This window comes from Pelotomaculum schinkii, from assembly GCF_004369205.1.
In the GTDB taxonomy this organism is placed as follows: Bacteria; Bacillota; Desulfotomaculia; order Desulfotomaculales; family Pelotomaculaceae; genus Pelotomaculum_C; species Pelotomaculum_C schinkii.
Window position 1 is genome coordinate 2,095,125 of record NZ_QFGA01000001.1, and the last position, 14,555, is coordinate 2,109,679.

A 14,555-nucleotide genomic window follows, 5' to 3' on the forward strand; every position below is an offset into this window, starting at 1 on the left:
CCCTATTCTCATTTCAGTTTACTTAATTCCAGCCCTGGAACGGCCAGACCGGTTCCCAATCAGGCCGCGCGTCTTTGGCCGGCCAAACGGTTACCCGTTCCATTTTGCCGTCTACCTTGCGGAACTGGGATATAATCAGCGGCGCGTTGACCATCTGTCCGCTTTCATCAAAAACTATTTCCGAAGCGTACATCTGGGTAACGCCTTCGCTCAGCTTCGTCTCGGACAAAGCCTTGCGAATTGCTTCCGGATCGACAGACGCCGCCCGTTCCAGGGCATCTTTAATGACATACATTGTAGTGTAAGCCTTGACAGCCTCAGCATTCATGCCATAGCCGTATTTCTCCGTGAATTTCTTGTTTACTTCCTGGGAGAAGGGGCGGTTCACGTCCGGTTCCCAGGTGGAGATATCGTAGAAGTATTCGCAGTTATCGCCGGTGGTCTTAAAGTAGACCGGATCCGCAAAACCGCCGCTGGTGCCGATGAAGGCAAGTGGTTTAACCTTGTGTTCGGCAAAGGTGTTGGTCAAGAGGGCGGCGTCCGACACGTAGGAAACCATGAATACAACGTCCGGGTTAGCCTGTTTTACTTTCAGGACTATCGGGGTGAGGTCCGAGGAGTTGGTCGGATATGGCTCCTTGAGAATGACCTCAATGCCTGTCCCTTCAAGGTACTTTTCCCAGCCTTTGACGGCGCCCTGGCCCCAGGCGGTGTTTTCATAAATAAAGGCCACGGTTTTAACCGGCGTACCGAATTGCTTGCCCATATCCTGGATAAACGTGATCTGGTCCCTGTTGCGCCAGGTTGTCTTCTCAGCCTGCCTGAAGACGTATTTGAAACCGCGCTCCGTGATGATATCCTCCGAGGGGACCGGACAATAGAAGGGTACTTGATAGCGCTCAGCTACCTCTGTGGCAGGCAGGGCCACACCGCTCTGGTAGGTCCCAGTGAGAAGCGCCACTTTTTCCTGGGTGATCAGGCGCTCCGACTCCGATACGCCCGTAGCCGGGTCACCTTTGCTGTCGGCGTAAACCATCTTTATTTTAGCTCCACCCAGTGATTTAATTCCTCCCTGGGCGTTGATTTCTTCCACAGCCAGATCCCTGGCCTGCTGGCTGACCTTGCCGACCGGGGCAACCGACCCGGACAAGGGCAGGATATTGCCAATCTTAACCTCAGTGACCTTTTTGGCCTGGTCACCGCCGCCGCACCCGGCAACCGTGAACGAAACCGCGAGAAGCAGCGCAATTACCAGCAAGGAAAGCATGAACTTATTTTTTTTGATCATGAGAGAACCCCCTTTCGTGAGTCAAACAGGATACACTGTTATGTCTTACAAAGTTTTTCTGTAGATGCTTTCAATATCTTTCCTCGTCATCAGCCTTGGGTTGTTGGTTAACAGGCGGGTTTGTTTTTCCGCGCTCACGGTTAAGAACTCAATATCTTCTTCTGCGACGCCAACTTCACGCAGGGAATTGGGAATCCCCACGTCAGCGACCAGCTCCTTGACCGCCCGCACTGCCAGCAGGGCCGCTTCCCTGGGCGATTTCCCGGCGACCGGCTGGCCCATGGCCTCTGCTACACAGGCAAACTTACCAAGGTTGCCGACACAGTTGAATTCCATGACCGGAGCAAAGAGCAGCGCGTTGGATACACCGTGGCTGACGTGGAATTTGCCGCCCAGCGGGTACGCCAGAGCATGGACTGCTCCTACACCCGCGTTGGCCAGCGACACTCCCGCGAAGAAAGAACCGACGGACATCTTTTCCCTGGCCGCCAGGTCCTGCCCGTTGGATACGGCAGTCCTGATACTTTCTGAGATCAGCCTGATCGCTTCCAGGGCATAAATATCGGTTTGCAGAGTGGCCTTTAAGGCGGTATAGGATTCCACAGCATGCACCAGGGCGTCAACACCGGTCGCGGCAGTAACACGCGGGGGACAGGAAAGGGTTAGCGCCGGATCTACTATGGCCACCCGCGGCAGCAGGTACGAACTGACAATACCTTTTTTGACCTGTTCCTCCTTGAAAGCAAAGATGGCATTCTGGGTAACCTCTGAACCGGTACCTGCCGTGGTGGGGATTAGAATCGTAGGCACGCCTTTTTCGGGGAACAATTCTATACCCACGTAGTCTTTGATGCTGCCGCCATTTACAGCCAGTACGGCAGAAGCCTTGGCAACATCCATGGGGCTGCCGCCACCCAGGCCAACCAGCAGGTTGTAGCCGTTTTCCCGGACAAACTTAGCAACGCTGTCCACCGTATCTGTACTTGGTTCGGCATCAATTTCTGCAAATATGTCTACCTGCGCACCACCCTCCTCAATACAAGTTCTCACCAATTTGTCCATTCCGGCAGCCTGAACCCCTTTATCAGTAATCAAAAGGACCTTATCTGCCTTGAACTTTTTGACTTCCCCACTTAGATGCTCCAATGCTCCTTGACCTAAATAGACTACTTCAGGCAATCTAAACGGAAATACCATTTTGAAACTCCCTCCCGAATTTTTAGTTAATTCTTATCAACCAGCCAATCAAGGCCAAGTTCATACAGCTTGGCTGCTTTCGGCCTGCCGGTGCTTACCTCCCAACCAGCCATTTCATAAAACAGTCTAACTGCCAGGTCAAAAACTTTCCGGTCCAGTCCTGGTTTGCCATCAAGCGGCCCGCCGCTGAAAGCTTCATAAAACTTTTCCGGCAACCGGTCGTCTTTAATCGTAAAGCCCATGCGCCAGTTATATTCTTTTGCCATGGCCAGGTACAGTTCACCGGCTTTTAAGAGTTCCCACCAGGAGGTTTCCCAGCCGGTCACCGCTTTAACCAGGTTTAAGAGCATTTCCAGTGAAGTTAAGCTTCTCGCCGTGTAGCCAAAGATACAGACTCCAAGCATGTCATACAGTCCATTGAGGTAACTGGTGTAGAGCACCTGCTTCACTTTATTGGGGCCAAGGTCCTCAGCCCCTACCGGCCGGCTTAAGCCTATAATTGCAGCGCCCCGGGTACCAAAAGACTCCTTGCCGGTGAAGAAGGGGTCGTGCTGGGCAAACCAGTGGTCGGCTCCGTTAAACGACAAGGCGTACTGGAGACCCACGCCGCTTTTGACCCTCGGATCATGCATCGGGACCTCCTGGCCTTTGACCTCAATCAGGAAGCGCTCGCTTCTTTGGCCAAACCTGGCTGCCGCTATCCTGCTGCCGTCCGCCAGAGTATCTCCGAAGCCTTCTCTTCTAGCAATTTTTTCAATTAAAGGAAGTAAGACTTCCTCGTTGCCGAAATTCAACGCAAGCCCGCCGGTGATGTCCTTGCCGATGATTCCCTCTTCATAACATTTCATGGCAAAGGATATGGTCATACCCAAAGAAATAGTGTCTAAACCATAGCGGTTGCATAATTCGTTGGCTTTGAGCAAAAGTTTTAAATTCCCAATGCCGCAATTGGACCCCAGCGCGGCCAGGGTCTCATATTCCGGCCCGCCATATTTTTTATCTACGATGAAGTCCCCGTCCTGCACTTCCACCACTCTCTTGCAGTTAATAGGACAGGAATAACACCCGCCGCGCCTGAGCAGAATTTCATTTAATTTTTCGGAACCAATTTCATTAGCCTGCGCAAAAAACCCGGTCTCCCAGTTATTGGTCGGCAATACTCCTCCAGCATTGTTGCCTGTAATCCCCATTGGCGTACCATGTTCATGCAGGGCGGCGCTCAGAGGGTGATCTTTAAAATTCTTGGCAACCCAACGCAGGGTATCCATGATCACTGACTGGTCTTTAACTTCTACTGACTTTGTACCTCTAACGGCAATGGCCTTTAAGTTTTTGGACCCCATAACAGCGCCCAGACCGTTGCGGCCGTTAAAATGCACCAGGTTATTGGATATGCCCGCAATCCTGGAAAGGTTTTCCCCGGCAGGACCGATCTGGGCGATCTGAACCCTGTTGTCATCCAGTTCACGCCGAATTTCCTGTTGCGCCTCACCGGTTTCCATACCCCACAGGCGCCCTGCGTCTTTTATCTCGGCCTCACCGTCTTTGATCCAGATGTACACCGGGTGTTCGGCGCGCCCCTCAATGACCACCGCGTCAAAGCCAGCCTTTTTAAGTTCCGGTCCCCACCAGCCGCCTGCTTCAGCCTTCCCCAGCGCGCCTGTCAGCGGGGACCTGGCCACCACCGTGTAACGCGGCACACAGGGAGCGTTTGCTCCGGTCAAGAGTCCCGGCGCAAACACCATGATATTGTCCGGTCCAAGCGGGTCAATATTGACTTTGTTGCTTTTTAACAGGTAGTAAAGACCTATTCCCTGGCCACCAAGGTACTGCCTGTAAAACTCTTCCGCGGGTTCCTGTACTAAGACTTCAGACTTACTCAGGTTAATCAGGAGAATTTTTCCATTATAACCGAATCCCATTTTCGCACCTTCCTAAGCTTTTTAACAAGTTGCCGTTTCTTTTCCCATTAACCGGCCTTTTTTACTTGTTATGTGTAATTCTCCACCTGGCCGGGACCAGTTCAATATTCATATTTGCAAAAATTATTCCAATCGTCCTCTATTTCAGAAATTTTTCATACTGACATAAGTTACAGTAGACCCCCATGCCGCCTGTGGCCGCGCCACGTATCATGAAAATATCAGCCGATGCAGGTGCGATTGAAAACGGCGCCCGCATGGCCAAGTTTTTGTCCGCTGCCGGCATGTGACAGCGGCATGGCAACTACTCTGATAGCTTATTGGAGCAAATCATCGGATACAGATGTGCATACAAATGACCCACTCCGAAACAAGAAGTGGGTCATTTGTATGCACACAGATATTACGTATATAAAACTATGCCCTCAAGGCATGCTTATTCATTTTCCTGTAAAGGGTTTTCCTGGTTATGCCTAAAAGCTTTGCCGCTCTGGTAATGTTGCCGTTCGTTTGGTTCAGAACCTCTTTGATGATATCCTTTTCCATGGCCTTTAAATTGCTTCCATCGGACAGCAAAGGCTCTGCTGACGGCTCCGGCCTGTTGCCCAAAGCTTTTCTAATCCCCGGATAGCTTAATAAATCCTGTTCATTGGCGCAGCTGTCCGAACGGCTGAAGGCCAATACCGCGCAACGCTCAATAACGTTTTCCAATTCACGGACATTCCCGGGCCAGTGGTATTCTTTCATTATCTCCAAAGCCCGTTCGGAAATATTAAAATTAAAGTTTAGTTTTTTGGCATGCTTCCGGCAAAAATGTTCAATCAAATCGGCAAGTTCATCTTTGCGCTCTCTCAACGGGGGAATTTCGATAGTTATGACGTTTAACCGGTAAAAAAGGTCCTCCCTGAAATTGCCGCAGCTTACCTCGTCCCACAGGTCGCTGTTGGAAGCGGCAATTATGCGGGCTTGCAGGGCAATCTCATTCATTCCGCCGATCCGCGTAAACCTCAAGTTTTGCAGCACCCTCAACAACTTTGCCTGCATCGTAACAGACATAGCGTTTACTTCGTCCAGAAACAGCGTGCCTCCCGCGGCCAACTGGAACTTGCCCTGTTGCCCCTCGCGCCTGGCGCCCGTAAAAGAACCGCCCTCGTAGCCAAACAACTCACTTTCAATCAACTCCGCAGGTATAGCCGCGCAGTTAATTCCTACAAAAGGCCCGCTATTTACACTGCTGGCGTTATGGATTGCCTGGGCAAACATCTCTTTACCCGTACCGCTTTCTCCCAGTATTAGAATATTGGAAGGCAAGGGCGCCGCCTGGCGGGCCAGATTTATCACCTGGTTGAAATGGGCGCCGTTACCCTTTAAATCTTCAAAATTAAAATATGCTTTAAAGCCCGCCATGTTTTTAACCAGTCCCCTGGCGTGGCTTAAGCCCTTGAACACTGCCAGGACGCCGTTAACCTTGTTGTTGTCGGTAATCGGAACCACATTGCCGAACACAATTTTCTGCTTGTTTCGTTTGTTTAAGATCAGTTCCTTGTTCAGGTAAGTTTCCCCTGTCCTTAAAGCCTCAACAATGCTGGACTGGCTGCCCAACACCAGTTCAGCGGGCTGGTTGACAACCTCCTGGGGTTTAACCTCCAAAATCTCGCCGGCAGTACGGTTAATAAAAGTAATCAGGCCCTGTCCATCAAGCGCAATCATCCCGTCAAAAATAGAGTTGATCATGCGCTCAACATATTTGCCGGCCAGTTCTTTTTCTTTACGAAGTTGATTCTGGCGCAAACTGAATTCAATGGCCTTGCCCAGAGCAGTAGTCATGCCCAGCGTATGCTGGTGCACTTTCAGGTAATGCCCGGCAATATTTACAACTCCCAGCATCACCCCGTTCGGATCAAAAATTGGAGTGGCCGAACAGGTCCAGTATTGAAGCTGGGCGTTGTAATGTTCCGGTCCCGCCAACTGTACCGGCCGGCCTAAAACAGCTGCCAAATTGATAGCATTGCACCCGGTATTCTGCTCACTTCTGCTGACACCTGGGTAAGATTTCTGCTTGCGTGCCGTTTCCAACACTTCCGGCTCGCCAAATTGTTTTAGTATATATAAGTCCTTATCCAGTAAATCCACCCGGAAACCGGAACCTTCCAGGTTTAAAGTTAAAGCGTCCAGAAAAGGTGAAGCTATGTCTATAAACTCTTTGTTCTCCGCAAGCCTTAGTTCCAGGTTCTTTGCAGTCAGTGAAACCGGATACAATTTATAAGGGTCGATACCGCGTTTCATGGATCTTTTCCAACCACTCAGCACTTCCGTCCGTACATGCCTGATTTTGCCCATTTTACCGGTGTGAATAAATATCTCCCAATCCTCTTTGATCTTGGCCAATGTATCCAGAAAGGTCTTGTATTCCGCCAGCTGCTTTTCTAAAAGTTCCTCGTCTTCACAAGTCCATCGCGGGGTCAGCTCGTCCTTGTTATGCATATTTGAGTTACGCCCCTTTAACAATTCTTATAGATTCTACAAAGGTAAAAAAACCGAGAAATTGGTAATTTTCTTACCCGCCTCCAAAGATAGGATAAAACTCAACGATGTCCCCCCGGTTTAATACATCATAATTCTTTGCATGCTTTCCGTTAATCAGGATAAACCCTACTTCAGCTATTTGTATTTTTAAAAGCTCCCTTAACTTTTCTACCGTTAATCCATGTTCATATTGTATTTGGATGTAACCTTTAACTTTGGACTCTGTTTTTTGCAATGCAGGGTGTAGCTTAACCTTAATCACGGCAACATCCCCCTACGCAGGTATTTGTCGATTGAGTATTATAGCATGTAATAAGTGTTAAACAAATTTTAATCCTTTTCAGACAGTTGTACAACTAATAAAAGTACCCAAAAAAACCCCTGGCGGGGCTTCCTTAATCATCCTTTTTTTTCCTCCAAAATACCAGGCGGGAGAGCCGCCTTCTCAATCCGCCCAGGCCCCGCTCAACTCTCCTGCCAACCAGCCGGTACCAGGCAGTTTTAAATCCCCCGCCCGTTTTGTTCACAATACTTCCCAATAGCCTGTACGGGTAAGAAAGGCTAAACAGCAGCAATCGCACCGGGTAAGTAACAACCATCCACAGCCAGTGCACCGTCCACAGCAATAAAGCCCAGGTCCGGTGAATGATGTAAAACTTCAACCGGAACACGCGGTAGGCGGCGCGGCTGAACAGGTGAAAGTATAAAAGCGCGCCCAGGCCGATGCCGATGAATACATAAAGGCGCAATTCCCCCCAGGTCCCCCACAGCAGCATGCCAAAAACCATGGCCGTGGTAACCAGCCAGTAGACCACGTCACCAATAAAAGTCCCAATTTTCCTTAGCTTGTAAGCCGCCCTGACCGCGCGGTAATAGTCATATAATAGACCTGCGGACATGCCTATGACGATGGTAGAGGTGAAAGCTCCCGCCTGGTTGATAAGCATATCCAATAAGAACACCGCCCCTGCTAAAAAAGCGCCTTAAGCGCTTTTATAATTGTCCTTATTTTAAAATCTTGCTTAATAATCCCTTGCCCTTGCCTTTGCTCTTGCTTTCCATGTACTGAAAAGAGGTGAAGTACCCTTCCGCAGTCAGGCTGCCTGTTTCCAGGCTGAGTTGGGTAATATGCAGCCCCTCGCCTTTGAGGCTCAGGACGCCCAGATTGGTTTCCAGGTTAATCTCGGCCTCATCAAAGCTGTCGACGCGCAGCACCCCCTGCAGGACCAACTGCTTTCGCCCGCTGACCACCAGGCTGTGCGTGACGTGTTCCTCCACACGATCACCCCCCACAGGTACCCTTTCAAAGACCCCTCTAAATTACTGCCTAACTCATCCTATGCTCCGGGGTTATTATTAATGCTAAAAAAAGAGATGATGGTCAATGAGAACCGTCTTTATTGCTAATTCAAAAACCGCCGCCGTACACAGTTTCTGCCTGCTTCTTTAGCCTCATATAAAGCCTCATCCGCATTTTTCAACAGTTCATCCAGCTCTATATCGCCGGCTTTATCCGCGCTGGCGACACCAAAGCTGGCGGTTACGGTTATTGAGCCGTCATCCAGCTCTATCCTGGTAACGGCTATATTTTGACGGAGGCGTTCGGCTATCTGAAATGCTTCTTCAGATGATGTCTCCGGCAAAAAAGCCACAAATTCCTCTCCTCCGTAACGGCCAAAGAGGTCTGTAACCCGAAGGTTATTACTGCAAACCGCGGTAACCGTTGTAATTACAATATCACCCGCTTTATGCCCGTAGGTATCGTTGATTTGCTTGAAATGATCAAGGTCCATCAGGATCAAAGATATTGATGTTCCGGACTGTTTCGCGTGACAGAGCTCATCATTGCTTAAATCCAGAAAATGCCTGCGGTTAAAGATATTTGTAAGCGCATCCAGGGTAGCCAGTTTACTAAGTTTTTCATGCAGCAACACCTGTTGGGTTATATCATTGAGTACAATTGTCTTACCGATTAATTTGTTTTTGTCATTCATTACAGGTGTAACGCGGGAATTATAGTAATAAGACACTCCCCCTTGAGATGTTTGAAGGTTATTTTGCTCATTATTATTTACGGAAAGTTGCTTCAACAGCTCAGGATAGTCCGCCAAAACTTCTTTCGCAGGCCGGCCAATATCCTTTTTCGATAGTTTTTTTACAATTAGTTGGGCGGTTGGGTTAAAATCTACGATTCTGTCGCTGGTATCCACAACCAGTACACCGTCACGCATACTGTCGAACACTTTGTCACGCGCAACCGGAATAAGATCAAATAACCGGTATTGGAACAAACCCCAGGCAGTTATTAAACCTGTACATGTGAATGTAAAAGGGGTTAAATCCAAGTCCCAGGGACTTCTTCCCGTTTGGTAGATAATTAAGCCCGCCCACGGAGCCAGCGAAGCAATCAGGATGATAGCCGCCTGCCTGCTATATGAGGGCGCGGATCGCCGCCACATGTCCAAAAGCATGATATTGCCGCAAAGGATGGACAGGTTGGTAAAAGCCACATGGACCCAATACCAGGGCCCCTTGGTAAAAACAAGCAGGGGAAAGGGGCTATTTAGATTTACACTTACCGAACTATAATACAAATGATGGTAACTATCCGTTAAGTGCAAAATAAAAGTCGTAAATGGAATTATAAATATAGCAATCAGTACAGGACGAGTCAGCCACCTGTCTTTCCCGGTCATCTGAATTACCATAATGATCCATAGAGCTGGTATGATCGAGATGCCCAGATACTGGAATTTTGACCAAAAAAGCATACCCGACAGGGTTGAACAGGCAAGTTCAAAGGCATATCCCAAAGAGTAAACGCTCGTAGACAGCATGAGATACGCCAAAACTACTGCGCCTGTCTTTGTACGTCGAATAAATAGAAATAATGCCATTAACAGGGAAATGACACTTGCAATTAATAAGGCGACAATATACGCTAAATATCCATGCAGCATCACTATTACATCCTTTTTGACCAACAGCAGAAAAGCCCTGTTGGCGCTCGTCATCATTTATTTAGATTCTACCACTTTCTGAACAACTTTACCGGGTAGTTTCATACGCCGCTATCGCGGCGCCACGTATCATGAAAATACCAGCCGATGCAGGCGCCATTTCAATCGCACACGGCGCGTCAGCGCTGAACTTGTTGTAGCTGATGCAACATTTGTGCGAATGAATTCGCACCTACATTCGACCAATGTAGCAGAGGCCGTAATGGATTTTCAGGAAGGTATCTTTTTTAATAGAATTATATTCTCTATAGGCGTTAGAATAACAAGGGGCTATCGCAACGTAAGCGATAGCCCCTTAAGCGCTTATGCGCATTTTTCATTGGTAGTTTCTGCAGTCGCCCGCATTGCCAATTTAACATCAGCTCACGTCCTGCGATTTATACTGCTACTTCCACTTCTTTTGTATGTCCACGTTTTGATAATAGAACTTGACGATATCCTCGGGTGACTTTCCCTGCTCGGCCATTAACCTGGCGCCCCACTGGCACATGCCCACGCCGTGGCCAAAGCCTTTTCCCTTGAGGACCAGCTGGCCGCCTTCGACCCGCAGGTCTGTGAGCAACATGGAACGCACTTTTTCACTGCCCAGGGCCAACCTCAATTCCGGCCCTCCGACACTGACAGCGCCTACCTTAATCTGCTCGGCGCGGCCAGACGGCCCTTTCTTTTCAATAGAAACCGAGGTTATAGCCCCGGGATCCTTTCCGGTAGTCCTCTGCACAGCAGCTCTTACCTGTTCAACCGGGATCCTGGCTTCCCACGCTTTGTTCCTGGGTTTGGTTATGGCAAGGCAGCCGTCCTGCGCCCCGGCCTTGATATAGGGGGTAGGGTCTTTGGTGTAGGCCAGCCCTTCTTCGGCGCTGGCCGAAATCCCGCCGCAACAGGCCGAAAACCAGGCATGGACGGGATTATTGTTGACTGTAATTACCTCGCCCCTGGTCTGCTCCACCGCCTTCTTGACATTGTCGTTAATTTTAGACGGGTCGTAGGCCTGAAACTCCTCGACACTGGTGGAGGCGTCGGTGCCGCGCAGCTGTTTAACCCGGCCTGAGTTTATATTCTCCAGGGTAAAGGTCCTGGCCAGGATAGCCTGGGCTGCCAGCGCGTTCACCGGCGACTTGGTGTCCATCTCCGCAGCCACCACACCCTGGATATATTCTTCCATCTTTAAGTTCTTCTTCTCTCCTGTTTTATTGATAAATAGTGAAATAGTCGGCTCGTCTTCCAGGGGCTGCGCCGGCTTGGGCGCAGGAGCCTGCTTCCTGGTACAACCTGCCGCCAGTAAGCAACCCACCAGCAGGAGCACTACCGTTCTGAGCATAATGTGCCGGAACATAAAAACAACCCCTCCCGCGTTTTCTTTTATTGTGAGCAGGAGAGGTTTTATTTATGTAGTTTCCTCTAGCACTTTATACAGTTCGGCCGCAAGTTTGGCCGGAACATTATCGCGGACATCAACAACCTCCAGCTTAAGCATCCGGTGACCAAAACGAACCTCCAGGATATCACCCGGCTTAATTTCTAATCCCGCTTTAGCCACCCTGCCGTTGACTGAAACATGACCCTGGTCGCACACTTCATTGGCCAGGGTGCGCCGCTTGATCACCCTTGAAACTTTAAGGAATTTATCAAGCCGCAAATATCACGCCACCATTCCGGTAAATATTGAAAAAGAAGTGGACTTATTTGCCCACTGCATCCCTGAGCGCTTTACCTGCTTTAAAAACAGGAACCCTGGCGGCGTCAATATTAATTTCTTCGCCGGTCTGAGGATTTCTGCCTTTACGGGCAGCTCTTTCTCTGATTTCAAAGGTTCCGAAACCTACCAATTGGACCTTGTCACTCTTGGACAAAGCCTCACCAATGGTGTCCAGAACTGCAGTGACAGCCTTTTCAGCGTCTTTCTTGGTCAGTTCCGTTCTTTCGGCAACATTTGAGATCAATTCTGCCTTATTCATATCATCCCTCCTAAAATAATAGATATTAGTCCCAGTACTATTCGCGAAAATTCTTTCAGTTCCTTCCATCAAGAAAATGTTTCCTATATTTTTTCTACTTTTTTTGCCTCCTCCCACCATTCATCCTTTTCGGCGAGAGTAAAATGGGAGAGATCTTTACCTTTTGTCCGGGCCATATTTTCGACATATTCGAAGCGTCTAATAAATTTTGCCGAAGTTTTGGAAAGCGCCCCCTCAGGTTCTATCCCCAGTAGTCTCGCCAGGTTAACGGTAGAAAAGATGAGATCGCCAACCTCCTCCTCAATCTCCAGCCGGTCCCCGGCTATAATAGCCGATTTCAGCTCGCTCAGTTCCTCCTGTGTCTTGTCATAAGCCCCCTGATAATCCGGCCAGTCGAACCCGACGCGGGCTGCCGCTTTCTGCAGCTTGTTTGCCCTCATAAGCGCCGGCAGGGCTGACGGGATAGAAACCAAAAGGCTCTTAGGGGCGCCCCCCTCCCTTTCCTTGGCCTTGATCTTCTCCCAGTTAACCAATACCTCGCGACTGTCCCTGGCGTTAACAGAGCCAAAAACATGCGGGTGCCTGCGGATCAATTTTTCATTGATTCCGGCAATAACATCGTTGATGTCAAACTGCCGGTTTTCCTTGGCAATCTGCGCGTGAAAAACGATTTGTAGTAATAAGTCTCCCAATTCTTCACATATTTTATACATATCTTCCTCGTCCAGCGCCTCTAAAACTTCATACGCTTCCTCGATAAGATAGGGCTTAAGGCTTTGGTGGTCCTGCTCCCGGTCCCACGGGCACCCGCCTTCACCGCGCAGGCGGGCCATGATGTTCACCAACGGGTCAAGAGGAAAGCGGCTCTGAGTTTCGTCTTCATACGTTGGCTCCCGAAGCTCGTCCCCGTCCCAACCGGCTTGCTCATCATCCTCAATTACCTCGACAACCTCAATTTCTCCGTCTTTCTCCTCAGCCTGCCCGCCGCCTGCTTGTCCAGGTGTTTCGTAGGATATATCTTTGCCGTATGAACTCCCTGTGGTTATGCCACGTAGTTCATCTGACTTCTCACGTCCCACGTCCCACGACTCATTTCCCAATTCGGGTATGTAAACGCTGGTAAGATGGTCCACCCAGTCCAGCCTGTCAATTTCAAAAAGCGGGTGTGTCTCGATCCTTTCTTCACCTGTTATACCTGCGGCCCTAACCACCGTCACCGGGTGTTCGGGCGGATAAATTTCCATGAGATAAAGCTTTACATCCGATGCCACGAGGCGGCTGTAAACCTGGGTGATTACCGCGGGCCTGGCCGGCAAGGGAGGCCTGTCCTCGAGCCGCAAACCGTCTACAACCTGAAGTCCCCGGCCCGGGTCCAACCGCAGGGAGGTGTAAATCGCGTCAAGGAAGCTGACTGCAGGCAGTACCGCTACCTCCAGCCCCTCCTCTTCCGCCTTCTCAATAATCAGGCGCACCGATTCTTCAGCCACCAGGGGGTGCCCCGGTACAGCGTACAACACATGAGCGCGACGGGCTTCTTCTATCACCTGCCCGGCAATACGCTCATAGACCTCGCCAAACGAAGCGGCTTCATCGTAAAAACCGTCAAAGGTTTGGAAGTTAATCCCCTGGTTGCGGAGCCATTCTACAACCGGGTGCTTTCCCGTGCGGAGATAGATGCAAGTGGAGCCCCTCAACGCTTCCCAAACACCCATAGTAAGGCCGGAAGAAGCCCCGGCACCAAGTCCGGCGATAGTTATCCTTGCATGGCTGGGCATAAAAATAAGCCTCCCTTGAATATTAGTGAGCCTATGCCCAGGTCGTAAGGCGTAGGGCGTAGGGCGTAAGAATTGGACGTGAGACGTGCGACGTGAGACGTGAGTATATACTGCATTCCTTATTGGTCTCATGTGCGAATGAATTCGCACCTACATTTTGGCTGCGTTAAATAGCAATGGGGATAGTTCCCACTATCTACATCTGTCTAAGTTAAGCAATGAGAAGCAATAAGAACCGTCTTGTCCCACCTGGCTCAAAAAGCATGCTCGAAAAGGCTTGACTTGCGGGCACGGGGTTATCCGGAGCGAGCGGAGCACCTGGATGCGTTCCTTAGCGCGTGCGTTGCTTGCAGAAAAGCTTAAATAGCGCGTAACCAACGGATGGCTGTCTGCGACTCGCGGTCGGTATAATTTTGCTTTAATCAAACGTAGAATTGCGAAGCGAGCGGAGGATAACCCCAGGCCCACTACCCCAGAGGCTTTTCGAAAACCATTTTACAATGATCTTTATCATTACGTCGGTATAATTTTGCTTTAATCAATAAGAACCTTCCACTGTTCCACCTGTCCTCAAAAAGTATGCTTCGAAAAGGCTTGACTTGCGGGCACGGGGTTATCCGGAGCGAGCGGAGCACCTGGATGCGTTCCTTAGCGCGTGCGTTGCTTGCAGAAAAGCTTAAATAGCGCGTAACTAACGGATGGCTGTCTGTAAGGCGCGGTCGGTATAATTTTGCTTAAATCAAGCGTAGAATTGCGAAGCGAGCGGAGGATAACCCCGTGACCACTACCCCAAAGGCTTTTCGAGAACCAAATTACATTGATCTTTTCGCTTCGAACACATTTGCATCCATATAGCGTACTGGTATTTT

12 protein-coding genes are annotated in these 14,555 nt (G+C 49.7%); all 12 read right to left on the bottom strand.

The window, feature by feature from the left end; all coding sequences use genetic code 11:
• Positions 1–22: 22 nt before the first annotated feature.
• Positions 23–1,288 carry an ABC transporter substrate-binding protein gene (locus tag Psch_RS09745; protein WP_206663744.1) on the bottom strand — a complete coding sequence of 422 codons (1,266 nt, stop codon included), beginning with the start codon at positions 1,286–1,288 and terminating at the stop codon, positions 23–25.
• Between the two features lie 45 nt (positions 1,289–1,333).
• Complete coding sequence (locus tag Psch_RS09750; protein WP_190240041.1) at positions 1,334–2,485, bottom strand: iron-containing alcohol dehydrogenase; 1,152 nt, start codon at positions 2,483–2,485, stop codon at positions 1,334–1,336.
• 26 nt (positions 2,486–2,511) lie between these two features.
• Positions 2,512–4,407 carry an aldehyde ferredoxin oxidoreductase family protein gene (locus tag Psch_RS09755; protein WP_190240042.1) on the bottom strand — a complete coding sequence of 632 codons (1,896 nt, stop codon included), beginning with the start codon at positions 4,405–4,407 and terminating at the stop codon, positions 2,512–2,514.
• Positions 4,408–4,824: 417 nt separating this feature from the next.
• Positions 4,825–6,891: a sigma-54-dependent Fis family transcriptional regulator gene (locus tag Psch_RS09760; RefSeq protein ID WP_190240043.1), complete on the bottom strand. Its 2,067-nt coding sequence runs from the start codon at positions 6,889–6,891 to the stop codon at positions 4,825–4,827.
• 73 nt (positions 6,892–6,964) lie between these two features.
• Positions 6,965–7,195 carry a MoaD/ThiS family protein gene (locus Psch_RS09765; protein ID WP_190240044.1) on the bottom strand — a complete coding sequence of 77 codons (231 nt, stop codon included), beginning with the start codon at positions 7,193–7,195 and terminating at the stop codon, positions 6,965–6,967.
• A gap of 133 nt (positions 7,196–7,328) precedes the next feature.
• On the bottom strand, positions 7,329–7,880 hold the full coding sequence (gene yabQ, locus Psch_RS09770) for a spore cortex biosynthesis protein YabQ (RefSeq protein ID WP_243124049.1): 552 nt from the start codon (positions 7,878–7,880) through the stop codon (positions 7,329–7,331).
• 58 nt (positions 7,881–7,938) lie between these two features.
• On the bottom strand, positions 7,939–8,211 hold the full coding sequence (gene yabP / locus Psch_RS09775; protein WP_134217164.1) for a sporulation protein YabP: 273 nt from the start codon (positions 8,209–8,211) through the stop codon (positions 7,939–7,941).
• Positions 8,212–8,336: 125 nt separating this feature from the next.
• Positions 8,337–9,950, bottom strand: a complete 1,614-nt coding sequence (locus Psch_RS09780) for a histidine kinase N-terminal 7TM domain-containing diguanylate cyclase (RefSeq protein WP_190240046.1) — start codon at positions 9,948–9,950, stop codon at positions 8,337–8,339.
• A 388-nt stretch (positions 9,951–10,338) separates the two neighbouring features.
• Positions 10,339–11,289 carry a SpoIID/LytB domain-containing protein gene (locus Psch_RS09785; protein ID WP_190240047.1) on the bottom strand — a complete coding sequence of 317 codons (951 nt, stop codon included), beginning with the start codon at positions 11,287–11,289 and terminating at the stop codon, positions 10,339–10,341.
• Between the two features lie 51 nt (positions 11,290–11,340).
• On the bottom strand, positions 11,341–11,592 hold the full coding sequence (locus Psch_RS09790; RefSeq protein ID WP_190240048.1) for an RNA-binding S4 domain-containing protein: 252 nt from the start codon (positions 11,590–11,592) through the stop codon (positions 11,341–11,343).
• 43 nt (positions 11,593–11,635) lie between these two features.
• Complete coding sequence (locus Psch_RS09795) at positions 11,636–11,911, bottom strand: HU family DNA-binding protein (protein ID WP_134217160.1); 276 nt, start codon at positions 11,909–11,911, stop codon at positions 11,636–11,638.
• An 83-nt stretch (positions 11,912–11,994) separates the two neighbouring features.
• A complete protein-coding gene (mazG, locus tag Psch_RS09800; protein WP_190240049.1) occupies positions 11,995–13,686 on the bottom strand; it encodes a nucleoside triphosphate pyrophosphohydrolase in 1,692 nt (563 codons plus the stop codon).
• Positions 13,687–14,555 lie beyond the last annotated feature (869 nt).